Source organism: Enterobacter sp. PL_is379 (genome assembly GCF_055817355.1).
This window is the reverse complement of the sequence record NZ_JBVPGT010000028.1, coordinates 112,913-136,995: the sequence shown is the minus strand read 5'-3', so window position 1 is coordinate 136,995 and position 24,083 is coordinate 112,913. Positions and strand designations below refer to the sequence as shown.

The window sequence follows — 24,083 nt, the reverse complement described above, 5'->3', positions numbered from 1 at the left end:
GAGCTTACTGAAGTAAGTGACTGGGGTGAGCAGACGCAGCCAACGCAGAGGCAGCTCGAAGGATGACGTGTATATACAACTCTAATTAGGGTCGACAGTTATGATCCCACAGATTTCTCAGGCACCTGGCGTCGTTCAGCTGGTGCTTAATTTTTTGCAAGCACTGGAGCAACAGGGTTTTACAGGTGATACCGCCACGAACTATGCCGACAGGCTGACGATGGCGACCGATAACAGTATTTACCAGCTTCTTCCCGATGCCGTGGTTTTCCCTCGTTCAACGGCCGACGTGGCGCTTATCGCCCGGCTGGCGACGCAGGAGCGCTTTGCTTCACTGGTCTTTACGCCGCGCGGCGGAGGCACCGGGACCAATGGTCAGGCGCTGAACCAGGGCATCATTGTTGATATGTCGCGCTATATGAACCGCATCATTGAGATCAACCCGGAAGAGGGGTGGGTGCGGGTCGAAGCGGGCGTTATCAAAGATCAGCTTAATCAGTATCTCAAGCCTTACGGCTACTTTTTTGCCCCGGAGCTTTCCACCAGTAACCGTGCGACCCTTGGCGGGATGATCAACACGGATGCCTCCGGTCAGGGCTCGCTGGTCTATGGTAAAACCTCCGATCACGTGCTGGGCGTGCGCGCCGTTCTGCTGGGCGGTGATATCCTCGATACCCAGCCGATGCCGGTCGAACTGGCGGAAACGCTGGGTAAAGATAACACCGCCAGCGGACGCATTTATCGTACCGTACTGGAGCGCTGCCGCGACAACCGCCAGCTTATTCTCGATAAGTTCCCCAAACTAAACCGCTTCCTGACCGGGTACGACCTGCGTCACGTCTTTAACGACGACCTGACTCAGTTTGATTTAACCCGCGTGCTGACCGGTTCCGAAGGGACGCTGGCGTTTATCACCGAGGCGCGGCTGGATATCACCCGCTTGCCGAAAGTGCGTCGTCTGGTGAACGTGAAATATGACTCCTTCGACTCCGCGCTGCGCAATGCACCGTTTATGGTGGAAGCGAAAGCGCTGTCGGTGGAAACGGTCGACTCCAAAGTGCTTAATCTGGCCAGGGAAGACATTGTCTGGCACTCCGTCAGCGAGCTGATTACCGACGTGCCGGATAAAGAGATGCTCGGTCTCAATATCGTGGAGTTTGCCGGCGATGATGCGGAGCTGATTGAGCGCCAGGTCACCACGCTCTGCCAGCGTCTGGATGAGCTGATTGCGCAGGGCCTGGGCGGCGTGATCGGCTGGCAGCTCTGTAACGATCTGGCCGGGATTGAGCGTATCTATGCGATGCGTAAAAAAGCCGTGGGCCTGCTCGGCAATGCAAAAGGGGCGGCGAAGCCCATTCCCTTTGCCGAAGATACCTGCGTGCCGCCTGAACATCTGGCGGATTATATCGTCGAGTTTCGCGCCCTGCTGGACAGCCACGGCCTGAGCTATGGCATGTTCGGCCACGTCGATGCCGGGGTACTGCACGTGCGTCCTGCGCTGGATATGTGCGACCCGCAGCAGGAGATCCTGATGAAGCAGATCTCCGACGACGTGGTGGCCTTAACCGCCAAATACGGCGGTCTGCTCTGGGGAGAGCACGGGAAAGGGTTCCGCGCGGAATACAGCCCGGCATTCTTCGGCGAACAGCTCTACGCGGAGCTGCGCAAGGTGAAAGCGGCTTTCGACCCGCATAACCGCCTCAACCCGGGTAAAATCTGCCCGCCTGAAGGCGTGGACGCGCCAATGCTGCAGGTGGATGCCGTCAAGCGCGGCACCTACGACAGACAGATCCCGATTGCGGTGCGCTCCTCCTGGCGCGGCGCGATGGAGTGCAACGGCAACGGCCTGTGCTTTAACTTTGATGTGAAAAGCCCGATGTGCCCGTCGATGAAAATCACCAGCAACCGTATCCACTCGCCAAAAGGGCGGGCGACGCTGGTGCGCGAGTGGCTGCGGCTGCTGGCCGACCGCGGGGTGGATCCGCTCAGGCTGGAGCAGGAGCTGCCGGAAAAACGGGCCAGCCTGCGCTCGCTGATTGAGCGCACCCGCAACAGCTGGCATGCCAACAAGGGCGAGTATGATTTCTCCCATGAGGTGAAAGAGGCGATGTCCGGCTGTCTGGCCTGTAAAGCCTGCTCCACCCAGTGCCCGATTAAAATCGACGTGCCGGAATTCCGCTCGCGCTTCCTGCAGCTGTATCACACCCGCTACCTCCGCCCGGTGCGCGACCATCTGGTGGCGACGGTGGAAAGCTACGCCCCGCTGATGGCGCGCGCGCCGAAGACGTTCAACTTCTTTATCAACCAGCCGCTGGTGCGCAAGCTCTCCGAAAAACATATCGGCATGGTCGATCTGCCGCTGCTGTCGGTGCCGTCTCTGCAGCGCCAGCTCGTCGGGCATCGCTCGGCGAACATGACCCTGGAGCAGCTGGAGGCACTCACGCCTGAGCAAAAAGCGAAGGTGGTGCTGGTGGTGCAGGATCCGTTTACCAGCTACTACGATGCGCAGGTTGTGGCCGATTTCGTCCGTCTGGCGGAGAAAGTGGGTTACCAGCCGGTTGTGCTGCCGTTCTCCCCGAATGGCAAGGCGCAGCATATTAAAGGTTTCCTGAACCGCTTTGCGAAGACCGCGCAGAAAACGTCTGACTTCCTGAATCGCGTGGCGCAACTCGGGATACCGATGGTCGGCGTCGATCCGGCGCTGGTGCTGTGCTATCGCGATGAATACAAGCAGACCCTGGGCGATAAGCGCGGCGACTTCAACGTGATGCTGGTGCACGAGTGGCTGCCGATGGCGCTGGAAGATAAGGCTGTTCAGGATGTCAGCGGTGAACCGTGGTATCTGTTCGGTCACTGTACGGAAGTGACCGCGCTGCCGGGTGCCCCCGCGCAGTGGGCGTCTGTTTTTGCCCGCTTCGGTGCGAAGCTGGAGAGCGTCAACGTAGGCTGCTGCGGGATGGCCGGCACCTACGGACACGAAGTGAAAAACCACGCCAACTCGCTCGGCATCTATGAGCTGTCCTGGCATCAGGCGATGCAGCGTTTGCCGCGAAACCGCTGTCTGGCGACGGGTTACTCCTGCCGCAGCCAGGTAAAACGGGTAGAAGGCAACGGTGTACGTCACCCATTGCAGGCTTTACTGGAGATAATTGGATGATCTGGAAACGTGCCGTGACGCTGCAGGCGCTGAACGCCATGGGCGAGGGGAATATGGTGGGACTGCTGGATATCCAGTTTATCCGCATTGGCGACGATGAGATTGAGGCCACCATGCCCGTCGATAGTCGCACCCACCAGCCGTTTGGTTTATTGCACGGCGGAGCGTCCGTCGTGCTGGCCGAAACGCTGGGCTCGGTGGCGGGGTATCTCTGCACCGAAGGGGAGCAGAAGGTTGTCGGACTTGAGGTGAATGCTAACCACATTCGCTCGGTGCGCAGCGGACGCGTGCGCGGTGTTTGCCGCGCGCTGCACGCCGGAAGCCGCCATCAGGTGTGGCAAATAGATATTCTCGACGAGCAGGATCGCCTGTGCTGCTCGTCGCGGCTGACCACGGCGGTTGTGTAAAATTTTCAGATGTCTTGCCTTTGGTCAAAAACTAGCCAGCGCGTTGTGGTATACTGGTCAGGTTTTGTACATAAGCGAGGACATCATGGATACTGAAATAACCCCAACACAGCTGGCAATTGAATATTTACGTCGCGATAAGAGCAACCTGTCTCCGGCGCAGTACCTGAAAAAGCTGAAACAGCTTGAGCTGGAATTTACAGATTTGCTGGCGCTCTCTTCAAATGAGCTGAAAGAAGAGATCTACTTTGCCTGGCGGTTGGGCGTTCACGTCCATTGAGTACATGAGAATAAAAGGGCCGCGAATGCGGCCTTTTTTGTGTCTGACATTCAGTATCGGGCGGGGAGTTTATTGATTTTGATGAGCCTGCCTTCTTCCATTTCGATGAATCCGCCGGTTTTTAAATCCGCCAGAATGCGCATCACGCCGCTGCGGGAGAGCTGGGTTTTCTCCCTGATATACCTTTCCGCCGTCACGCTGCCGCGATAGCTCTCATCTTCATCCATCAGTTTTATGAGCTGCTGGCGAATCATCTCATACGCCGTCGGCGCGCCCTGCGGCATCACGTTGTTATAAAGACGGCTATACACAAAGATGAGCTGTTTAGAAAGCAGTCCCCATAGCGCCTTCTCTTTGATAATTTCATTCACCCGCTCGGTGGTGAGCGTCCCTATCAGACAAGGGCTGACGGTCTTAATATAATCATTGAAATAGATGTCGGTCAGGTTGGCGAGGCCGAACACGGCCGGACTGCGAGCCGTAGACAGCATCATGTCATCGCTTCTTCTGTAGATGGCGATGGTTCCTTCGAGAATTAAATAGCACATGCCCTGACCGTTAATTTGCAGGTCCAGTCGCTCGCCGCGGGCGCTATGTCGCGTTGTGCAATCAGGCAACAGGTGTGAAATAAGCTCTTGCGCGTAGGGAGAACCCCGTTGAGACTTTTCTGGAAGGGACATGGCAGCCGACAACCTTAAAAATAACCTGGCTAATTATAGCGCTTCTCCCGGGTACAGGCACGCTGGCTATCAATATTTTCGCGGCAGATGGTGAATGTCAAGCAGCACCCCACGTTCCATGGTGATGTACTTCCCGGTCCGCAGTTCTGCCAGAATACGCATAATTCCGCTACGTGAAAGATACGTCCTGCTTTTGATGTACGCGGCGGCCGTCGTATTTTTCCGTATGGTATCGGGCTCCTGCATGAGTTCAACAAGCTGGAAGCGAATGATGTCGTAGGCAGACATTTGCGATATTTGCGCGCAGTGCTCATACACCCGTGAGGCCGTATAAATCAGCAGCTTTGAAAAGTGCTCCCATAAATCCTGCTGCGCAACAATCTGATTAAACGTCTCCAGCGACACGCGGGCGATTTCTGCCGTCTCCAGGGCCCTGACATAGAGATGCTCCGAAGAAAATTGACTGCTGACGCCAAGAATAAACGGCGCTGATTCAGAGTTTAAAACAATGCCGTCGCCGCGACGATGAAGCGCCACGCTTCCCTGGAGAAGTAAAAAACACTGGCGCACATCATCTTTATAATAATGTACGGTTTCTCCCCGACAGATGACCATTCTGTTCGCAGCAGGTAGCACTGATTTAATCAGGGTATCTATATGGATAAACGGTTTTAAACCCAGAACGGTTGATTCGTGGTTATTCAATGGCGTGGTTAAACGCGTATTCATAAGATACCTCACAGCGACTACGGGTCTGATCGTTTTTTGATCTGCATGGAGAATTATCTTAAAAATGAAGGAGTCAGGGAATATTTCGGCAAGGTCCAAAAGTAGACCGTTGAGCATCTGATATCTAACCCCTTGAATGAAAACATAAAGACGATCAAGTCTACTAATAGACCAGGAAATAAGACGTAAGCGTATCCTGAAAGAAATGTTGAAATTACGTTAAATCAGAGTCTACAGCTAGACCATCAAAAAGTTGTATTCACCAAAATGATTATTTAAATTTTAATCAGCCAGTCAGAAAAACCTTATAGCGTTAATTAAAAAGAAGATGAATCCACTGTGATTTATTTATCAACTTTCTGCTGCGTACGTTTTAATAATAAATAAAGTTATCCCGTAAACAGGAAAATGAAGATTATGAAAAAGAACATTATTTTAGCGATGGTTGCGACAGGTTCTGCCTTGATGATGAGCAATGCACTCGCTGCTGCAGGAACCGTTAATTTTAACGGTAACATCCTGGATTCTGCCTGCGATGTCGCGGTTGCTTCTCAAAATCAGGTGGTGGTATTAGGCGATTACAATAAAACAGAATTTCAGGCAACAGGCTCGCGCACTGCGGCAACGAAATTCGACATCGTCCTGAAGAACTGCCCGGTTACGGTCAACAGTGCCAAAGTCCGTTTTGACGGTACGCCCGATCTGACTAACGCCGATCTGCTTGCTATTGATACCTCCGTCGCCGGAGCGGCAACGGGTGTTGCTATTAATTTGATGACCGCTGATAAAGCGGATCTGCCGTTGCACGGCAGTAACAGCTATAGCTATGTGCTAAGCAGCACCGCCGATAATACGCTGAATTTCTACGCGCAGTATATTTCAACGGCGGCATCGGTGACGGCCGGTCCTGCAAACTCCGTGGCAAATTTCTCCGTTGTTTATAACTAGTCATTAAGCAGAACACGAGTCGGTTCCATGACGTTCTGCGTGGGGGCAGTTTCTGCCCCCGTGTTTCAAGAGGTGTAACATGCATTTTATTAGCAAGGCCCTGCTCATATCGGCCGCCCTGACAGCATCGTTTTCGAACGCTTATGCCGGGGTCATTATTGGCGGTACCCGCGTTATTTTTGATGGTGGGAAAAAAGAGGCATCAATCAGTATCAATAATGCTGATAGCGTGCCTTATTTAATCCAGTCCTGGGTTGACATGCCAGAGGGGAATGCTAATAAAGCACCTTTTATTGTAACGCCGCCTTTATATCGACTGGATGGCGGGCAGCAAAACATTGAACGTATTTTACTCTCGGGTTCACTACCCCAGGATAAAGAAAGTCTTTTCTGGCTGAATATTAAAGCCATACCGTCTGCCTCAAAACAGGAAAACTCACTGCAAATTGCTGTCAAAACGCGCATCAAGCTTATTTATCGCCCGTCAGGTCTGAAGGGAACAACGCCGGAAGAACAAGCGAATAAATTAACCTGGTCGCGTAGCGGGAATAAGCTCATGGTCACCAATCCAACGCGATATGTCATCAACTTTAATGAAATAAGCGTCGGTGATAAAAAACTGGATGAGGTCTCCTGGGTGGCACCGGGTGCAACGGCGGTATTTAGCTTACCCGCAGGTGCCAATGGTAACCACATTATATTCAAAGTCATTAATGATTACGGCAGCCCCGGAAGAATGTATCAGGCCAGCTTTTAATTCATCAAAAGCGGCGATCCTCATAGCAGGTCAGGTTAATGATGATGGCAACGAAAACTAAAAAAATGCAGCCTGCGCGTCTGGCGATCTGTATCGCCTTTGCGCTGGTAAATGCAATGCAGACTGTTTATGCCCGTGATTCGTTCAACGCCGAGCTGGTTGAACTGGACAATCCGGGCACGGGTAAAGCTGATTTATCTGCTTTTGAATCAGGTTCGCAGGCACCAGGGAAATACCACGTTGACATCATCCTTGACGACCAACTCATCGAGACCAGCGATATTGATTTTACCGCAGTAAAAAGTGGGGAAGAGGGCGATAGCCTTAAGCCTTGTCTGAGTATTGAACAGCTCAACAGATGGGGCGTCAAAACCGCGCTTTTTCCCGACTTAGCGAGTAAGGACGCGTCCTGTGTCAACCTTCAGGCTATTCCTCACGCCAGCACGGATTTTCAGTTTGCCGCGCAGCGACTGATCGTCAGCATTCCTCAGGCCGCCATTGATATGCCGGCACGCGGGTATGTCTCGCCAGCGCTATGGGATGAAGGGATCGCCGCCGCCATGTTGAATTACAGCCTGAGTGGCGCAAACAGCCGGGCAAAACAAAACGGCAGTAAAAACAGCAACAGTCAATATGCCAACCTGCGCCCGGGTCTCAACGTTGGACCGTGGCGACTGCGAAATTACACCACCTGGTCGCGGGATGAAACCGGTCAGGACAAATGGGATACCGTCTACACCTATGCGCAGCGGGCCATTATTCCGCTCAAAGCGCAGCTCACCCTGGGGGATAGCTCCGCGCCAGCCGACGTGTTCGACAGTATGCCGTTTCGAGGCGGACAGCTGGCTTCGGATGATGACATGCTCCCGGATTCGCTGAAAGGCTATGCACCCGTGGTGCGGGGGATCGCGCGCACCAATGCCCAGGTGGTGGTGCGGCAGAACGGCTATCAGATTTATCAGACCTACGTGGCGCCAGGCGCTTTTGAGATTACCGATATGTACCCCACGGGCGGCGCAGGGGATCTGGACGTCACCGTTAAAGAGGCTGATGGCAGTGAGCAACATTTCACCCTCCCGTACGCGTCATTACCGGTTTTACAGCGCGAAGGACGGCTCAAGTATTCAGTAACCGGAGGGCAATACCGTTCTTATAACGGCAGCGTCGATAAGACACCTTTCGGGCAAATCACCGGGATCTATGGTCTGCCGTATGGGCTAACGCTGTATGGCGGGCTGCAGGAGTCGAGTAAATATCAGTCGATCGCCACCGGGCTTGGAAAAAACATGGGTGATTTCGGCGCTATTTCTGCGGACATGACCCAGGCCTGGTCCACCCCGCAGGGCGGTGAGAAATCCAATGGCCAGTCCTGGCGTGCGCGATACAGCAAAAACATTGTGGGGACCGGAACCCATTTCTCGATTGCGGGTTACCGCTACTCGACCAGCGGTTACTACGGTATGCAGGAGATCCTTGATTCGTACGGTGACAGCTCCGCGCTTCAGGACCGACGCCGCAACCGGGCCGAGCTGACGATGAGCCAGACGCTGGGCGGTAATCTTGGCTCGCTGACGCTGAGCGCGGCCCGTGAAGACTACTGGAATTCGGGTAAAACAATGGCGTCATACAGCCTGGGCTACAACAACTACTGGCACAACATCAGTTACGGACTCACCTGGACCTACAGTAAAAACGGCAGTGCGGGTTCATATGATAACAATAAACGGTACGACAAAGATCAGCTGCTGGCCTTTAACGTCAGTATCCCGCTGGAGACGTTTTTGCCGCAGACCTGGGCTAACTATGGCGTAAGCGCCAGCAAGAATAATGGCACCACCCACAACATCGGCCTGAACGGCGTAGCGCTGGAAAACTACGCCCTGAACTGGAACGTGCAGCAAGGCTTTGGGTCGGACGGCGTCGGCTACACGGGCAATCTGGACGGTGATTATAAGGGAACCTACGGCGAAGCGACGGCGGGCTACAGCTACGATAAAAACAGCGAGCGCCTTAACTACGGCCTGCAAGGGGGCATTCTTGCTCACAAAGAGGGGATCACGCTTTCGCAACCCCTGGGCGAGACCAATGTTTTGATTAGCGCGCCGGGCGCACACGGTGTCGATATCCGCAATCAGGCGGGCGTTAAAACGGATTACCGCGGATATACGGTGGTCAGCAATCTCTCCGTATACCGTAAAAATGACATCACCCTTGCCCCGGAAAGTCTGCCGGATGATGTTGAGCTGGATATTAATACCCGGACGGTGACGCCGACGCGTGGCGCGATCGTTTTGGCCGACTATAAGGCGAAGGTGGGGCGGCGGGTGTTATTTAATTTACTGCATAACGGCCAGTTTGTTCCCTTTGGCGCGATGGCAAGCCTTAAGGGCGCCGACGGCAGCAGCGTTATTGTTGGCGATAAAGGCCAGGCTTATCTCACCGGCCTGGATACTCAGGGAACCGTCTTCGTCACGTGGGGAGCGGAAAGCGAACGGCAATGCCGCGCACCTTACGTGCTTTCCCCGCAGCCGTCGGCGGGTGGAATTACCGAAATTAACGTCAATTGTCTTTAGGGTTTTTTAACATGCGCTTAATTAACATCATATTCCTGCTGTGTATCGCAGCAGGCTGGAACAGTGCTCATGCAGGAACCTGCACGACGATTACGCCGCAGGAATCAACTTTGTCCATCGGCACAATTACGGTTCAACGTGACGTGGCAGTTGGAACCGTATTATTTTCGCGAAACGCGACAATAACCGGTTCCTATTTAACGGGGTGTGCCAATCCATTAATGCTGGGTTTTAGCATGCGGTATTTGAATGCGACACCGAGTGCTTACGGTAATCATGTTTATGACACGAATGTAAACGGTATAGGCGTGCGTTTTTCGTCGGGTAATTATTTTGAAAACCCGGCCAATACCTTTTCCTATAATGCTCAGGCAAGTTATGTCGAATGGTGGGGCGGTAAAATAGAACTTATCGTTACCGGACCGGTCTCGTCGGGGTCGCTGACGCCGGGCGTGCTGGGGGTAGTGATGCTGCAGGGCAGTGACGGCGTTTACCGTGATGGCCTGACGACCACCCTGCTGGGCGGAACCATTAATGTACTGGCCTGCAATATTACAACACCGCAACTGACATTTCCGATAGGCGATATTTCTGCCGCGCTTTTTGGCTCAACGATAGGCACCACACCAACTGGCGCTCAAAATACGCAAAATCTCGGGCTTAACTGCGATGCGGGGGCTAACGTCAACGTATCACTCAGCGGCATTCAGAATCCTGACGTTGCAACACCCAGCGTGCTCGCGCTTACGGGGCAGGGTAATACCGGTACGGCGAAAGGGGTTGGCGTTCAGTTGCTCTATAACGGTACACCGCTCACCCTCAATGCGCGTTTGCCGCTGAAGCTTGCGGCAGGGGGGCAGGAAGCGTTCCCATTAACGGCGCGTTATTACCAGACGCAAACAACGGTAGAACCCGGTACCGCAAATGCGTCAGCAACCTTAAATTTGACCTACCAGTAAAGGGGATGACGATGCATATAATGCGCACGGCAGCGTTCATCGCGGCAGTAATAAGCGGCAATGTTATTGCAGCGGATAGCGTTAACGTCAGCGTCGCCGGCAATATTATCGCCTCTCCCTGCGTATTCAATGGGGGCAATACCAGTCTGGATATTAACCTCGGCAATATTCAGGCATCCAATATGGCCACGCCGGGGGCGACATCCGATCCTGTGTTTTTTAGCCTGCCGTTTACCCAGTGTCCGGCAGGCACGCGCAGCGTTACGGTCTCCTTTACCGGCAACCCCGATCCCGTCTCGGGGGCGAGTTACTACATGAACAGCGGTTCGGCCACGAACGTCGCGATTGCGATGAGCGAGGGCGCAACCGGTGCGTTAAAGGGCACAGGGACAAGCATTACGCAGACTATTGCGTCAGACAGAACCGCGACGATGGTCATGCAGGCATCAGTCAAATCTGTCACCGGCGGTGCGACGCCGGGGAGCATCAGTGCCGTCGTGGTCATGACGATGCAATACAACTGATCGGCACGCGCGTTGGTTGTCCTTATTGATATGCAGATGTTGGTAATTGATATGTTGAATATCCTGATTAAAGAACCGGATTCTTTTTTTAAAAATGGCCTGCAATATTTTCTTGTGGATTTTTTCCTGCATAATTTCAGGCATCACATTCATTTTGACACTGAGCTTACTTATGACAGCGTCAGTGCCGCGGATATTATTATTCTCGCTCTATGCCCCGGGGAAACGCTGACCTGTGTTCCTGAATTGAAAGCGCGAAAAAAAGGGATTGTGATTGGGCTGGTGGACGATGAGCGGCGTTTTTCCGCTTTTACATCCTGTTTTCAGGATATCATTTTTATCTCCCGCCGCGCCCCGCTTGGTCAGGTTAGCGAGATGCTTTTTATTGCATGGTACCGGACGCAACTGCCGGGATATCGCTGGCAGCATAACGGCTGTTTCGAGTGCCAGCATAAAATACTTTCGCCGCAGCAGATCCGCGTCACGGTGAATTTTTACAGAGGATTCTCGGTAGGGCAGATTGCTGATGTACTCAGGACGAGTGATAAAACGATATTTACGCATAAGTATTTGCTGATGCAAAAATTCGATCTGCGCAGTGATTATGAGCTTATGGCGCTCATTCACAGGATGGTCGAAAAAAATGCCTACCCGAACAAATTGCGTGACCATCTGATCGGTTTCGACGGATGAGCGGAAGAGACGGTGGGACTGTAGTCGTTTAGTTGCCGGGTGGCAGTGACGCCACCCGACATTTCTTCAGACATTCACCGCACTAATCAGCCGCGACTTCATGGACTGATACGCCGACGCTGCAAAATCCTCCGCCCAGCGCTGGTCCTCAATCGCCTCCAGCTGCACCGCGCAGTACTTCGTTTCCGGCGTTTTGGAGATGGGATCGAGATTATCCTGGGTCAGCTCGTTGCAGGCGCCAATCCACCACTGATAGGTCATATAAACCGCGCCCTTGTTGATACGCTCGCTGATGCTGGCGCGGGTAATCACTTTGCCGCGACGTGAACGTACCCAGACCAGTTGACCCTCCTTGATGCCCAGTTTTTCCGCATCGGCAGGGTGCATTTGCACCCGGCCCGGCTCGTCGGCCAGGCTCTGCAGCGCAGCGCAGTTCCCGGTCATCGAGCGGCAGGAGTAGTGTCCCACCTCGCGTACCGTACACAGCACCAGCGGGAAATCTTCATCCGGGGTTTCCGCCGGCGCGCGCCACGGTGCGGCAAAGAGCTGTCCTTTACCGGTTGGGGTATCGAACTGATTGTCTTTGTACAGGTAAGGCGTGCCCGGATGATCCAGCGTCGGGCACGGCCACTGCACGTGGCCCATCTCGCCCATTTTTTCATACGTCACGCCGAAGAAGAGCGGGCACAGCTCGCGCATCTCATCCCAGATCTGCTGGTCGGAGTCATAATGCATCGGGTAGCCCATCTCGGTGGCGAGCAGGCTGATGATCTCCCAGTCGCGCTTCACGTTGCCGCTGGCTTCGATGGCTTTGCCGAAACGCTGGAATCCGCGATCGGCACAGGTAAAGACGCCGCCGTGTTCACCCCAGGAGGTGGCAGGGAGCAGAACGTCCGCCACTTCTGCCGTTTTGGTCATAAAGATGTCCTGAACCACAACAAAGTCGAGCGCCTCAAAACCGCTGCGAACGAGACCGAGGTCGGCCTCGGTCTGAAGCGGATCTTCCCCCATGATGTAGTAGGCCTTGACCTTGCCTTCCAGCGCCAGATGAGGCACCTCGGTAATGCGCGTCCCGACGCGATCGTCCATTTTATTGACGTCAATCCCCCAGGCGTCGGCGAACTTCTGCCTGACCGCCGGATCGGTCACATCCTGATAGCCGGGGAACATATTCGGCAACACGCCCATGTCGCAGGCACCCTGGACGTTATTTTGACCGCGTACCGGCCCGACGCCGACGGCAGGGCGACCGAGATTACCGGTCAGCAGCGCCAGGCTGGAAAGCCCTCTGACCACATCCACAGCCTGACCAAACTGGGTCACGCCCATACCCCACATCACGGTGGCGGAAGGGGCCGCCGCGAAGGTGCGCATCGCCTGGCGAACGTCGCGGGCAGGAATGCCGGTAAGATGCTCAACCTTCTCCGGCGCATAGTCTTTCACCGTCTGGCGGTAGGCCTCAAGCCCCTCCGTAAAGCGCGCCACGTAGCTTTTGTCGTACAACTCCTCTTCCAGCAGCACGTAGCCGAAGGCGTTCACCAGCGCCATGTTGCTGCCGTTTTTCACCTGCAGATGCTGGTCGGCGATGCGCGCCGTTTCGATGCGCCGCGGATCGCAGACGATAATTTTCGCGCCGTTTTCACGCGCTTTCAGCACGCGCCGGGCGACGATAGGGTGGGAGTCCGCGCAGTTATAGCCAAACACCAGCAGACATTTTGAGTTTTCAATATCGTTGATGGAGTTGCTCATGGCGCCGTTGCCGAGCGTTTCCTGTAAACCGGCCACGGAAGGACCATGACAGACGCGCGCGCAGCAGTCCACGTTGTTGGTGTTCAGCACCGCGCGGGCAAATTTTTGCATCACATAGTTTGTTTCATTGCCGGTTCCGCGGGAGGAGCCGGTGGTCATGATCGACCGCGGCCCGTGCTGCGCTTTAATGCTGCTGAGCCTGTGGGCGGTGTAGCGGATTGCCTCTTCCCAGGTAACGGGGGTGAAAGCCTCGCCTTTGTGGTAGCGGATCATCGGCTGAGTGAGGCGCGGGGTGAGCAGACGGGTATCGTTAAGGAAGTCCCAGCCGTAAAAGCCTTTCAGACATAGGGTGCCCTGGTTTGTGACGCCCTCTGCCGCTTCGGCACGGATGATACGGTTATTTTCAACGACAAGGTTTAATTTACAGCCTGCACCGCAGTAGGGGCAGACGCTGGCGATCTTTTTCATCAATAACAGACCTGTTAAGAAATGAAGCAAAGTTGACTGGAAAACCCAGTCCCGTAAACGGTGTTAAGCAGGAACCGTGCCAGGTTGGCTTTGCTGGTTTTACAGGGTGTTAAGCGGGAAAGACGCGTGTCATCGTCAGGCCGATCGTCAGTTTTGACGATGACACGTTAGGGGCGTAGCGAGCAGGAGCTTAGAGATCGTCCATCGTGTAACCCACCACGATTTCCAGCGTCTTACGAATCACATCCGCCTGAACCACGTCGTTAGTGGCTTCCAGCGTCTGAATGAGCCAGAGGATGATCGCTTTATTGGACAGATGACCTTCGGAGGCCAGAACACAGCGTACTGCAGTAGAAAAAACAGCGGACTCTTCAGCAAAACGATCGCCTGCGTGACGGAAATATTCCGACAGCGCACTGTCTAAAAAAGCAGAATGGTATTCGGGTTGAAGCTGAATATTTTGTCTCATTTGTTCTCACCGTAGCTGTTAAATTGCAGTCAATGTATTTTTTTGGGGTCGGACGGTTTTCCACTTCCAAATAACGGCACTACATTGTCTCGGTTATCGTTGAGAGGTCCCTCTCTGTTCGTTCGTCCTTGCGCGGTTCTGCGACGTGTAAAGGCGATGCTGTTTGAGCCGATCTCGGCAATCACCACCGCAAGTGTCTCCCGCCGCTGGGGATCCTTTTCATGCTCTTTCATTACCCGCAGACGCTGCAGCAATCCTTCGGTTGTCACTGGCCCCCGCTCTTTCAGAAGAGAAAGAACGGCTTCACCGATAAGCGTGTCGATCAGTCGGTCTGCGTCACTGCTATTCATCACGTTACCGTTCGAAGAGCAGACCAAGCAGCATGTGGTAATGCTCTTCCTCTTCCGGGCCATCGGCCTTTTCGAGGCGGCTGAGCAGTTTGGTACAGAGCGATTTGCGATTTAGGTTTCGCCCGTCGCTGAGAATTTCTACAACCACCTGGCCCAGCGTCTCCTGCTGGGTAGGGAGCGCGGCTTTTTCGAAGTACTGTGCGATTGCTGCTGCGGAATCTGTGGCGTAACCTTTCTGCTGCATGTTTCGCTCCTGTAAAATTTTGTAATCACTAACGTTACAATTAAGGTATACACAATTCCTAAATCTGTACATATAAAATGTACAGATTTTTAATGTTTTTATGATATATTTTATAAATTACTTTATTTTCATTGTGTTACTGGCTTGTCATGAATCGGTAATGTGACAGGATATATTGTACAAAAAGGTCGGGCGCTGGTAAGTTATACAATCGAGAAGAACGGTCCCATCAACTGCCGTAAATGATTGAGATGTAAATTATTTGTCAGGCAATTAATGTGCTATAAGTAAAAATTACCCACGTCTACTGTGGCCAAAACCCTAACCCCAGGAAAAGCATGCTCACAACCATCATTTACCGCAGTCATATCTGCGAGGACGTTCCGGTGAAAGCGCTGGAATCAATGGTCGCTGCTGCAAATCGTAAAAATCGGCAATCCAATGTCACGGGGATCTTGCTGTTTAACGGCACACACTTTTTTCAATTGCTTGAAGGGCCGGTGGAGCAGGTTTCTGCTATCTATGAGCAGATCTGCAACGACCCGCGCCACCATAACGTGGTCGAGTTAATGCGCGATCACGGCCCTGTCCGGCGTTTTGGCAACGTGGGCATGGAGCTTTTTGACTTACGCCACTTCGACAGGGACGAGGTGCTGCAACAGGTGCTCAATAAGGGGACGACACGCTACCAGTTGACCTATAACGACCGCCCGCTGCAGTTTTTCCGCACCTTTGTTGAGGCCACGGAAAAAGCGAACTATTTTGAACTGCCGCCTGCGGATTCCTGGGAATTCGTTCGCGAAGAAACGCGCCTGTCCGCGCAGCCTGAGGTGGTCGCGAAAGGGGCGGATTGCAGCTTTGCGTTCCAGCCGATAGTCGACCCGTTTATGCAGCAGGTCGTCTCCTGGGAGGCGCTTCTGCGCACTCCTGACGGTGACTCGCCGGGGGCATATTTCGCCAGCCGCCCGCATGACGAAGTGTACACGTCAGATTTGCAAAGCAAGCAGGTGGCACTTTCTATGGCCAGCGCGCTGGGGCTACAGGACCAGACGTTATCCCTGAACCTGCTGCCCATGACGCTGGTCAACATTCCCAACGCCGTGGATTTCCTGCTCACCGCGATTGAGGCAAATGGGTTTGTACCCGAACAAATCGTGGTGGAGTTTACCGAGAGCGAAGCTATATCTCGTTTCGATGAATTCACGGATTCGGTCAGGCAGCTAAAAAGCGCGGGTATCAGCGTGACGATTGATCACTTTGGTGCCGGTTTTGCCGGGCTGCAGCTGCTGGCCCAGTTCCAGCCGGACAGAATTAAGATTAATCGCGATTTGGTCGCGAACGTGCATAAAAGTGGCCCTCGTCAGGCCATTATTCAGGCGATTATCAAATGCTGTTCCTCGCTTGAGATCCAGTTCTGCGCGGTGGGCGTAGAGAAGGCGGAAGAGTGGATGTGGCTGGAGTCCGCGGGGATTTCCCAGTTCCAGGGACATCTTTTTGCCAGCCCACGACACGGGGGTATTCCCGCGATTGCGTGGCCGGAGAAAAAGTTCGACTTCGGATAAAGCTGTACACAATCCGGCAGACTTAACTGTACGAACGGCAAATTTTATACAACAATGTATTAACAGGTGGATGGAAAAGAACCCCGTTCGCCCGTTCAAAATGCGGTCTTAGTTATACAAATGATGTGTACAATCTGATAAGGTTGGTGCAGTTAGGTATGGAAGTTCTGAGCGTGAGGGAGTTAATGGCCTATTACAGTATCGGCGAAGTGGCCGAACGATGCGGTATCAACCCCGTTACGCTGCGTGCCTGGCAGCGCCGTTATGGATTATTGAAGCCGCAGCGCAGCGAAGGGGGCCATCGTCAGTTTGACGATGAAGATATCCTGCGCATTGAAGAGATCAAACGCCTGATGAAAAGCGGCGTTTCGGTCGGAAAAGTTAAAGCCTTGCTGGAAAACAAGGAAGTGCTGACGCAGGGCAACTGGGTCTCGTTCCAGGAAGAGATGATGACCGTTCTGCGCTACGCCAGTCCTGCAAAGCTGCGGGCCAAAATAGGTGAATTCCGCCGCGATCACGCGATGGATGCGCTGATTGACAATATTATCTCTCCCGTCCGTCAGCGTATGAACCAGGATCAAAATACCGTGCGTCACATGGCGAGCCTGTTTGACGGCGTACTGATCGAATTTGCGATTGCAAGCCTGGCGGAGTCCCGCAAAAAAGCCGGAAAAGACGCGCTCCTGATTGGCTGGGAATGTGATGATCGCACCCACCTGTGGCTGGAAGCCGCGCGCCTGTCGCAAAAGGGCTGGCACATTGACGTGCTGGCAGAGCCCATTGACTCGCCGCGTCCTGAACTCTTCCCGGGGCAAAAAATCTTTGTCTGGACGGGGAAATCCCCAACGCCTCGCCAGCAGGAACAGCTTGACCACTGGCGTGAGCAGGGGTTTGCTGTCTCATTTCATCACTGAGTGTAAGAGGCCTTGAGGGCCTTTTTTTGTCTTTGTCACTTTCCTTGCAAAAAGCTATCTTAAGAATAGGCATTATTCCTGCGGATGAGATTTACCCGGCTAATTTTAAACGGCATCTGCTTTTTTCTGGGGGCTTTGCTGTCGGCAACTTGTTCAATAGGGGACGGTGTCCCCTTATTAATACTCAGCGAGTATGGCGCTCATTCCATGCATCTGAAAATTGAATATTACCGTCAAGAATTCTCCAGTTGATTTTTTCATATTGAATGCTGACACTTTCTATGTGATTCATTTTATCGTTCCCCGCCAGCTTAACATTTGGAACGCTGCAGTGGACGCCAGTTAATTTCACATCCTCCATAAGAACGGTGTAGTAGCAAACCTCCTGACCTGCATCATTGATGTGATAAAACCTTATTTCTGCGCTTTTCAGCGTCTGCCCAGTTGCTGCAGCCTTGTAAAGATATGGCGTAGAGCTATCAACTTCTTTCTCGATCATCATGGATGAGTGCTGGCGGGTGCCGGTGATTTTGCCGTTTGTGCTGTCAACGGGTAAATTTATACCGTGGCTCAGACCGATAATTTCAATGCTACCTTCACGATCTTGCACATCAACAGATCCTTTGATATCTGCACCGCCATCGTCTTTAAGCCACATATAGGGAGGTATAGGCATTTTATTGTCTCCTTAATTTTTTGATTAACTTCATTGTTAAAATATAGAGAGGGGTAGCGATAATTAGCATTGTAAGCCAGTCAATAAGTGAATAGGCATCATACATTGATTCTGCATTTTCATTTCCGACGATAATGATTGCTGTTGTTCTGGCAACATCATAGTTAATATATAACTCCGGGCCTGGTAGCATATGACCAAGAGCGAGTAATAAAATGAGAAAGTAAATAATTTTACTTGCCCTACGAGCAAGGTTTTTTAATGTAGCCACCCGCTACTACCTCCACCCATCCTCGCGCCATGAGTGACTGCATGCATGGAATCTGAATAAGCGATGTACTCATTAGCGCGTTATGAATCATCATCCCCTGTAACGCCATATGCCACCTTACTTCCTTTGCAAGAGTGTGGTTAATGCTACAGTGATTAATCATGTGTTCCAGAGTGTGCGTATGATTTTCAGAAAAAGACTCGCATCAACAGGTTGTCTACTGCTGAGGAGCGCTTGCTGGCCGGGCACCTGAAGCCCTGGCCTTCTTTTAGTGCGCCAAATCGCATCTGTTAGACTGAGTTCACGACAATCAAAGAGGCTATCTCAAAAATAGGCATTTCCGATGCATATTTTACTTTTCTCCTCTCCGTCAAAAATGACACAACGAAATGCATTATTAATCAATGCATTGAACAATTAAATCCATCCTGCCTGCATCCTGCCACAGGGTCTATGCTTAATAAAAGTAGGCAAAAAGGGCGGTTTAACCGAATGCCCCTGCTGACAGAGGGTTGAAGTGATAATCGTTATCACTAACATGGTGTTATGCCCTGATGGCTTATCAGATGAGGTGGACCTATGGAACTGCATTCAGAAACCTTTAATCCAGCCGATTTTGCCTGGCGCGGGTTAACGCTCACGCCAGCGGCGGCGGCACATATTCACGAGCTGGTGGCGAAAAAGCCCGAGATCCTCGGCGTGCGTTTAGGCGTCAAACAGACCGGCTGCGCGGGTTTTGGCTACGTGCTCGATACCGTCACCGACCCCGAGAAAGATGACCTGGTATTCGAGACCGACGGCGCGAAACTGTACGTCGCGCTGCAGGCCATGCCGTTTATTGACGGCACCGAAGTGGACTACGTCCGCGAAGGCTTAAACCAGTTATTCAAATTTCATAACCCGAAAGCCCAGAACGAATGCGGCTGCGGCGAAAGCTTTGGGGTATAGGCGGAACTATGTCTCGTAATACTGAAGCAACGAGTGAAGTAAATACCTGGAGCGGTGGGCACCTCAACTATAAAGAGGGGTTCTTCACCCAGCTGCAGACCGATGAGCTGGCAAAAGGCATCAATGAAGATGTCGTGCGGGCGATCTCTGCGAAACGTAACGAGCCGGAGTGGATGCTGGAGTTTCGCCTGAGCGCCTTCCGCGCCTGGCTGGAAATGGAAGAGCCGCACTGGCTGAAAGCGCATTATGACAAGCTGAACTATCAGGATTACAGCTACTACTCCGCGCCGTCCTGCGGCAGCTGTGACGACACCTGCGCCTCGCAGCCCGGCGCGGTGCAGCAAACCGGCGCGGAGAACAGTTTCCTCAGCAAAGAGGTGGAAGAAGCCTTTAATCAGCTGGGCGTGCCCGTGCGCGAAGGGAAAGAGGTGGCGGTGGACGCCATTTTCGACTCCGTCTCGGTGGCGACCACCTACCGCGAGAAGCTGGCAGAGCAGGGGATCATTTTCTGCTCCTTCGGCGAAGCGATTCACGATCATCCGGAACTGGTGAAAAAGTACATTGGGACCGTAGTGCCTTCAAACGATAACTTCTTTGCGGCGCTCAACGCGGCGGTAGCCTCGGACGGCACCTTTATCTACGTGCCGAAAGGCGTGCGCTGTCCGATGGAGCTTTCCACCTATTTCCGCATCAATGCCGAAAAAACCGGCCAGTTCGAACGCACGATTCTGGTCGCAGATGAAGGCAGCTACGTCAGCTATATAGAAGGGTGCTCCGCCCCGGTCCGCGACAGCTACCAGCTGCACGCGGCGGTGGTGGAGGTCATCATCCACAAAGATGCCGAGGTGAAATACTCCACGGTGCAAAACTGGTTTCCGGGCGACGGCAATACCGGCGGTATTCTGAATTTCGTCACCAAGCGCGCGCTCTGTGAAGGCGAAAACAGCAAGATGTCGTGGACCCAGTCCGAAACCGGCTCGGCCATCACCTGGAAATACCCGAGCTGCATTCTGCGCGGGGATAACTCCATCGGCGAGTTTTACTCGGTGGCGCTCACCAGCGGCCATCAGCAGGCGGATACCGGCACCAAGATGATCCACATTGGTAAAAACACCAAATCGACCATTATCTCGAAAGGCATCTCCGCCGGTCACAGCCAGAACAGCTATCGCGGGCTGGTGAAAATCATGCCGACGGCCACCAATGCGCGAAACTTCACCCAGTGTGACTCGATGCTGATTGGCGCAGATTGCGGGGCGCATACCTTCCCGTACGTCGAATGCCGTAATAACACGGCCCAGTTGGAGCACGAGGCGACCACGTCACGGATAGGGGAAGATCAGCTCTTCTACTGCCTGCAGCGCGGGATCAGCGAAGAAGACGCCATCTCGATGATCGTTAACGGCTTCTGTAAGGATGTGTTCTCTGAACTGCCGCTGGAATTTGCCGTTGAAGCCCAGAAACTCCTCGCCATTAGTCTTGAACACAGCGTCGGTTAAGGAAAGCACATGTTAAGTATTAAAGATTTGCAGGTCAGCGTAGAAGACAAAGCCATCCTGCGTGGCCTCAATTTTGACGTCAAGCCGGGGGAAGTCCACGCCATCATGGGGCCGAACGGTTCCGGGAAAAGTACGCTTTCTGCGACGCTGGCGGGGCGCGAAGATTATGAGGTGACCCACGGATCGGTCGAGTTTAACGGCAAAGATCTGCTGGAGATGTCGCCGGAAGACCGTGCGGGCGAGGGCATCTTTATGGCCTTCCAGTACCCGGTCGAAATTCCGGGCGTCAGCAACCAGTTCTTCCTGCAGACGGCGCTGAATGCGGTGCGCAAGTATCGCGGGCTGGAGGCGCTGGACCGCTTCGACTTCCAGGATCTGATGGAAGAGAAGATCAGGCTGCTGAAAATGCCGGAAGATCTGCTGACCCGCTCGGTGAACGTTGGTTTTTCCGGCGGTGAGAAAAAGCGTAACGATATTCTGCAGATGGCGGTTCTGGAACCCGAGCTGTGCATTCTGGATGAGACCGACTCCGGTCTGGATATCGACGCCCTGAAGATTGTCGCTGACGGGGTGAACTCCCTGCGCGACGGCAAGCGCTCGTTCATTATTGTCACCCACTACCAGCGCATACTGGACTACATCAAGCCGGATTACGTCCACGTGCTTTACCAGGGACGTATTGTGAAATCCGGTGATTTCACGCTGGTTAAACAACTGGAGGAGCAGGGCTATGGCTGGCTTACCGAACAGCAGTAATGCGCTCCAGCAGTGGCACCGGCTGTTTGAAGCCCAGGGGGGCACGCGCTCCGAGCAGGCGCAGCAGCATCTCCAGCAAATGCTGCGTCTCGGGTTGCCGACGCGTAAGCAGGAGAACTGGAAATACACCCCGCTTGATGGCCTTCTGAACGCCGAGTTTGTGACCCGCCAGGCGGATCTCACCCCAGTACAGCGCGACGCGCTGGCCTTGCGTGTCGATGCCCTGCGCCTGGTGTTCGTCGACGGTCAGTTTCGTCCGGAACTGAGCGACACGGTTCAGGAGAGCGGCTTTGAGATTGAGATAAACGACGATCGCCAGCGCCTGAGCGCCCCGGTTCAGCCTGAGGTCTTCCTGCACCTGACCGAGAGTCTGGCCCGCAGCGTGACGCACATCCGCGTGAAGCGTAACCAGCGTCCGGCAAAACCGCTGCTGCTAATGCACATTACTCAGGGGCTGAACGGCGATGAAATCAATACCGCGCACTATCGCCACCATCTGGAGCTGGCGGAGGGGGCGGAGGCCACGGTCATCGAACATTACGTCAGCCTCAATGAGACGCGTCACTTTACCGGATCGCGTCTGACGATGAATGTTGCCGCGAATGCGCAGCTTCATCATGTCAAGCTGGCGTTTGAGAATGCGCAGAGCCACCACTTTGCCCATAACGACATTGTCCTTGGCCAGGATGCCGCGGCGTACAGCCACAGCTTCCTGCTCGGCGGGGCGGTGCTGCGCCACAACACCAGCACGCAGCTTAACGGTGAAAACACCACGCTGCGCATCAACAGCCTGGCGATGCCGGTTAAATCGGAAGTGTGCGACACGCGCACCTGGCTGGAGCACAACAAGGGCTACTGCAACAGCCGCCAGCTGCACAAAACCATCGTCAGTGATAAAGGCCGCGCGGTGTTTAACGGACTGATTAACGTGGCGCAGCACGCCATTAAAACCGACGGGCAGATGACCAACAATAATCTGCTGTTAGGCCGCCTTGCGGAAGTGGACACTAAACCGCAGCTGGAGATCTACGCCGACGACGTCAAATGCAGCCACGGTGCGACGGTCGGGCGAATCGACGACGAGCAGATGTTCTACCTGCGCTCGCGCGGCATCGACCAGCAGGCGGCGCAGAAAATGATTATCTACGCGTTTGCCGCCGAACTGACGGAAGCGCTGCACGATGGTCAGTTAAAACTGCAGGTGCTGGATCGGATCGGTCAGCGCCTGCCTGGAGGCGAAGCATGAGTTTTCCCGTCGAGAAAGTACGGGCAGATTTCCCGGTTCTGACCCGTGAAGTAAACGGTCTGCCGCTGGCCTATCTGGACAGCGCGGCCAGCGCACAGAAGCCGAATCAGGTGGTGGATGCGGAAGCCGAGTTTTATCGCCACGGCTATGCCGCCGTGCATCGCGGTATTCATACCCTGAGCGCCGAGGCGACCCAGCGAATGGAAAACGTGCGTACGCAGCTGGCCGCCTTCCTTAACGCCCGCTCGCCGGAAGAACTGGTCTTCGTGCGCGGAACCACCGAAGGGATTAACCTTGTCGCTAACAGCTGGGGCAACGCTCAGGTTCACGCGGGGGATAACATCATCATCACCCAGATGGAGCACCACGCCAATATCGTGCCGTGGCAGATGTTCTGCGAGCGCGTGGGTGCGCAACTGCGGGTGATCCCGTTAAATGCCGACGGGACGCTGCAGCTCGAGCAGCTAGACGCATTGCTTGACGATAAAACGCGGCTGGTGGCGGTCACCCAGGTCTCCAACGTGCTGGGGACGGAAAACCCGGTGGCAGATATCGTCGAAAAGGCCCATCAGGCAGGTGCAAAGGTGCTGATTGACGGTGCCCAGGCGGTGATGCATCACGCGGTTGACGTCCAGGCGCTGGACTGCGATTTCTACGTCTTTTCAGGCCACAAGCTCTACGGGCCGACCGGGATTGGCGTGCTGTATGTGAAAGAAGAGATCCTGCAGGCGATGCCGCCGTGGGAAGGGGGCGGGTCGATGATCGCCACCGTCAGCCTGACGGAAGGCACCACCTATGCGCGCGCGCCGTGGCGTTTTGAGGCGGGCACGCCCAATACCGGTGGGATTATCGGTTTAGGAGCGGCGATTTCTTATGTCTCCTCAATCGGCCTTGATAGCATTCAGGAGTACGAACAGCTGCTGATGCACTATGCGCTTGCGGAGCTTGCCAGCGTGCCGGATCTGACCCTCTACGGGCCTGCCGACCGGCAAGGGGTGATCGCGTTCAATCTCGGGAAACATCACGCCTATGACGTGGGCAGTTTCCTCGATAACTACGGCGTGGCGGTCCGTACCGGGCACCACTGCGCCATGCCGCTAATGGCGTTTTACCAGGTACCGGCAATGTGCCGCGCGTCGCTGGTGATGTACAACACAACGGAAGAGGTCGACAGGCTGGTGGCGGGGCTTAAGCGCATTCATCAGCTGCTGGGCTAACGGAGAG

At 54.0% G+C, this 24,083-nt stretch carries 24 protein-coding genes and 1 pseudogene; 16 read left to right on the top strand and 9 right to left on the bottom strand.

Features of this window, described 5'->3' with window-relative positions; all coding sequences use genetic code 11:
• The first annotated feature begins 100 nt into the window (after positions 1-100).
• The 3 genes from ydiJ (at position 101) to AC0TOY_RS11445 (ending at position 3,844) form a co-directional block, all read left to right on the top strand.
• On the top strand, positions 101-3,157 hold the full coding sequence (gene ydiJ, locus AC0TOY_RS11455; protein ID WP_473712754.1) for a D-2-hydroxyglutarate dehydrogenase YdiJ: 3,057 nt from the start codon (positions 101-103) through the stop codon (positions 3,155-3,157).
• Positions 3,154-3,564 (top strand): 1,4-dihydroxy-2-naphthoyl-CoA hydrolase, encoded by a 411-nt coding sequence (menI, locus tag AC0TOY_RS11450; RefSeq protein WP_023311321.1) that lies wholly within the window; start codon positions 3,154-3,156, stop codon positions 3,562-3,564. The genes ydiJ and menI overlap by 4 nt, the downstream gene beginning before the upstream one ends.
• A gap of 85 nt (positions 3,565-3,649) precedes the next feature.
• Positions 3,650-3,844: a YdiH family protein gene (locus AC0TOY_RS11445; protein WP_003857766.1), complete on the top strand. Its 195-nt coding sequence runs from the start codon at positions 3,650-3,652 to the stop codon at positions 3,842-3,844.
• A 50-nt stretch (positions 3,845-3,894) separates the two neighbouring features.
• On the opposite strand, the gene AC0TOY_RS11440 is transcribed toward AC0TOY_RS11445, so the two are convergent.
• Positions 3,895-4,524: a helix-turn-helix domain-containing protein gene (locus AC0TOY_RS11440; RefSeq protein ID WP_473721855.1), complete on the bottom strand. Its 630-nt coding sequence runs from the start codon at positions 4,522-4,524 to the stop codon at positions 3,895-3,897.
• 69 nt (positions 4,525-4,593) lie between these two features.
• Complete coding sequence (locus AC0TOY_RS11435) at positions 4,594-5,253, bottom strand: helix-turn-helix domain-containing protein (RefSeq protein WP_473721854.1); 660 nt, start codon at positions 5,251-5,253, stop codon at positions 4,594-4,596.
• Positions 5,254-5,670: 417 nt separating this feature from the next.
• Between AC0TOY_RS11435 and AC0TOY_RS11430 the strand changes: the two genes are divergently transcribed.
• The 6 genes from AC0TOY_RS11430 (at position 5,671) to AC0TOY_RS11405 (ending at position 11,707) form a co-directional block, all read left to right on the top strand.
• The gene (locus tag AC0TOY_RS11430) at positions 5,671-6,201 is read left to right on the top strand and encodes a fimbrial protein (RefSeq protein ID WP_248164167.1); all 531 of its coding nucleotides are present in this window, start codon (positions 5,671-5,673) and stop codon (positions 6,199-6,201) included.
• Between the two features lie 79 nt (positions 6,202-6,280).
• Positions 6,281-6,958, top strand: coding sequence for a fimbrial biogenesis chaperone (locus tag AC0TOY_RS11425; RefSeq protein ID WP_473721853.1), 678 nt, complete (start codon positions 6,281-6,283; stop codon positions 6,956-6,958).
• 44 nt (positions 6,959-7,002) lie between these two features.
• Entirely contained in the window at positions 7,003-9,531 is a 2,529-nt protein-coding gene (locus AC0TOY_RS11420; protein WP_473721852.1) for a fimbria/pilus outer membrane usher protein, read from the top strand.
• A gap of 11 nt (positions 9,532-9,542) precedes the next feature.
• Positions 9,543-10,490, top strand: a complete 948-nt coding sequence (locus AC0TOY_RS11415; RefSeq protein ID WP_473721851.1) for a fimbrial protein — start codon at positions 9,543-9,545, stop codon at positions 10,488-10,490.
• A 5-nt stretch (positions 10,491-10,495) separates the two neighbouring features.
• Complete coding sequence (locus AC0TOY_RS11410) at positions 10,496-11,014, top strand: fimbrial protein (protein WP_473702398.1); 519 nt, start codon at positions 10,496-10,498, stop codon at positions 11,012-11,014.
• A gap of 51 nt (positions 11,015-11,065) precedes the next feature.
• Positions 11,066-11,707: a LuxR C-terminal-related transcriptional regulator gene (locus AC0TOY_RS11405; RefSeq protein WP_024909401.1), complete on the top strand. Its 642-nt coding sequence runs from the start codon at positions 11,066-11,068 to the stop codon at positions 11,705-11,707.
• A 66-nt stretch (positions 11,708-11,773) separates the two neighbouring features.
• On the opposite strand, the gene fdhF is transcribed toward AC0TOY_RS11405, so the two are convergent.
• The 4 genes from fdhF to ycgZ form a co-directional block, all read right to left on the bottom strand.
• Complete coding sequence (gene fdhF, locus AC0TOY_RS11400; RefSeq protein WP_463726838.1) at positions 11,774-13,924, bottom strand: formate dehydrogenase subunit alpha; 2,151 nt, start codon at positions 13,922-13,924, stop codon at positions 11,774-11,776.
• Positions 13,925-14,114: 190 nt separating this feature from the next.
• Positions 14,115-14,393 (bottom strand): biofilm development regulator YmgB/AriR family protein, encoded by a 279-nt coding sequence (locus AC0TOY_RS11395; protein WP_023617825.1) that lies wholly within the window; start codon positions 14,391-14,393, stop codon positions 14,115-14,117.
• A 29-nt stretch (positions 14,394-14,422) separates the two neighbouring features.
• Entirely contained in the window at positions 14,423-14,743 is a 321-nt protein-coding gene (locus tag AC0TOY_RS11390) for a hypothetical protein (RefSeq protein ID WP_024909398.1), read from the bottom strand.
• Between the two features lie 4 nt (positions 14,744-14,747).
• Positions 14,748-14,987, bottom strand: coding sequence for a regulatory protein YcgZ (gene ycgZ, locus AC0TOY_RS11385; protein ID WP_024909397.1), 240 nt, complete (start codon positions 14,985-14,987; stop codon positions 14,748-14,750).
• Between the two features lie 338 nt (positions 14,988-15,325).
• Between ycgZ and AC0TOY_RS11380 the strand changes: the two genes are divergently transcribed.
• A complete protein-coding gene (locus AC0TOY_RS11380; RefSeq protein ID WP_473721850.1) occupies positions 15,326-16,549 on the top strand; it encodes a diguanylate phosphodiesterase in 1,224 nt (407 codons plus the stop codon).
• A 185-nt stretch (positions 16,550-16,734) separates the two neighbouring features.
• Positions 16,735-17,463 carry a MerR family transcriptional regulator gene (locus AC0TOY_RS11375; protein ID WP_032650989.1) on the top strand — a complete coding sequence of 243 codons (729 nt, stop codon included), beginning with the start codon at positions 16,735-16,737 and terminating at the stop codon, positions 17,461-17,463.
• Positions 17,464-17,647: 184 nt separating this feature from the next.
• On the opposite strand, the gene AC0TOY_RS11370 is transcribed toward AC0TOY_RS11375, so the two are convergent.
• The 3 genes and pseudogenes from AC0TOY_RS11370 to AC0TOY_RS11360 all read right to left on the bottom strand — a co-directional run.
• Positions 17,648-18,139 (bottom strand): Hcp family type VI secretion system effector, encoded by a 492-nt coding sequence (locus AC0TOY_RS11370; protein ID WP_473721849.1) that lies wholly within the window; start codon positions 18,137-18,139, stop codon positions 17,648-17,650.
• Position 18,140: 1 nt separating this feature from the next.
• Complete coding sequence (locus AC0TOY_RS11365) at positions 18,141-18,410, bottom strand: hypothetical protein (RefSeq protein WP_248164185.1); 270 nt, start codon at positions 18,408-18,410, stop codon at positions 18,141-18,143.
• A pseudogene (locus AC0TOY_RS11360) lies at positions 18,382-18,501 on the bottom strand (DUF2778 domain-containing protein); the annotation flags it as partial. The gene AC0TOY_RS11365 and the pseudogene AC0TOY_RS11360, both read right to left, overlap by 29 nt.
• 488 nt (positions 18,502-18,989) lie before the next feature.
• Here AC0TOY_RS11360 and sufA point away from each other — a divergent pair.
• Genes sufA through sufS form a run of 5 tightly spaced genes read left to right on the top strand, consistent with a single transcriptional unit; the run spans position 18,990 to position 24,076 of the window.
• Positions 18,990-19,358: a Fe-S cluster assembly scaffold SufA gene (sufA, locus tag AC0TOY_RS11355; protein ID WP_473721848.1), complete on the top strand. Its 369-nt coding sequence runs from the start codon at positions 18,990-18,992 to the stop codon at positions 19,356-19,358.
• A gap of 8 nt (positions 19,359-19,366) precedes the next feature.
• Positions 19,367-20,857, top strand: a complete 1,491-nt coding sequence (gene sufB, locus AC0TOY_RS11350; RefSeq protein WP_024909392.1) for a Fe-S cluster assembly protein SufB — start codon at positions 19,367-19,369, stop codon at positions 20,855-20,857.
• Positions 20,858-20,866: 9 nt separating this feature from the next.
• Positions 20,867-21,613 (top strand): Fe-S cluster assembly ATPase SufC, encoded by a 747-nt coding sequence (gene sufC, locus AC0TOY_RS11345; RefSeq protein WP_024909391.1) that lies wholly within the window; start codon positions 20,867-20,869, stop codon positions 21,611-21,613.
• Positions 21,588-22,859, top strand: coding sequence for a Fe-S cluster assembly protein SufD (sufD, locus tag AC0TOY_RS11340; protein WP_473721847.1), 1,272 nt, complete (start codon positions 21,588-21,590; stop codon positions 22,857-22,859). The genes sufC and sufD overlap by 26 nt, the downstream gene beginning before the upstream one ends.
• On the top strand, positions 22,856-24,076 hold the full coding sequence (gene sufS / locus AC0TOY_RS11335) for a cysteine desulfurase SufS (protein WP_473721846.1): 1,221 nt from the start codon (positions 22,856-22,858) through the stop codon (positions 24,074-24,076). The genes sufD and sufS overlap by 4 nt, the downstream gene beginning before the upstream one ends.
• Positions 24,077-24,083 lie beyond the last annotated feature (7 nt).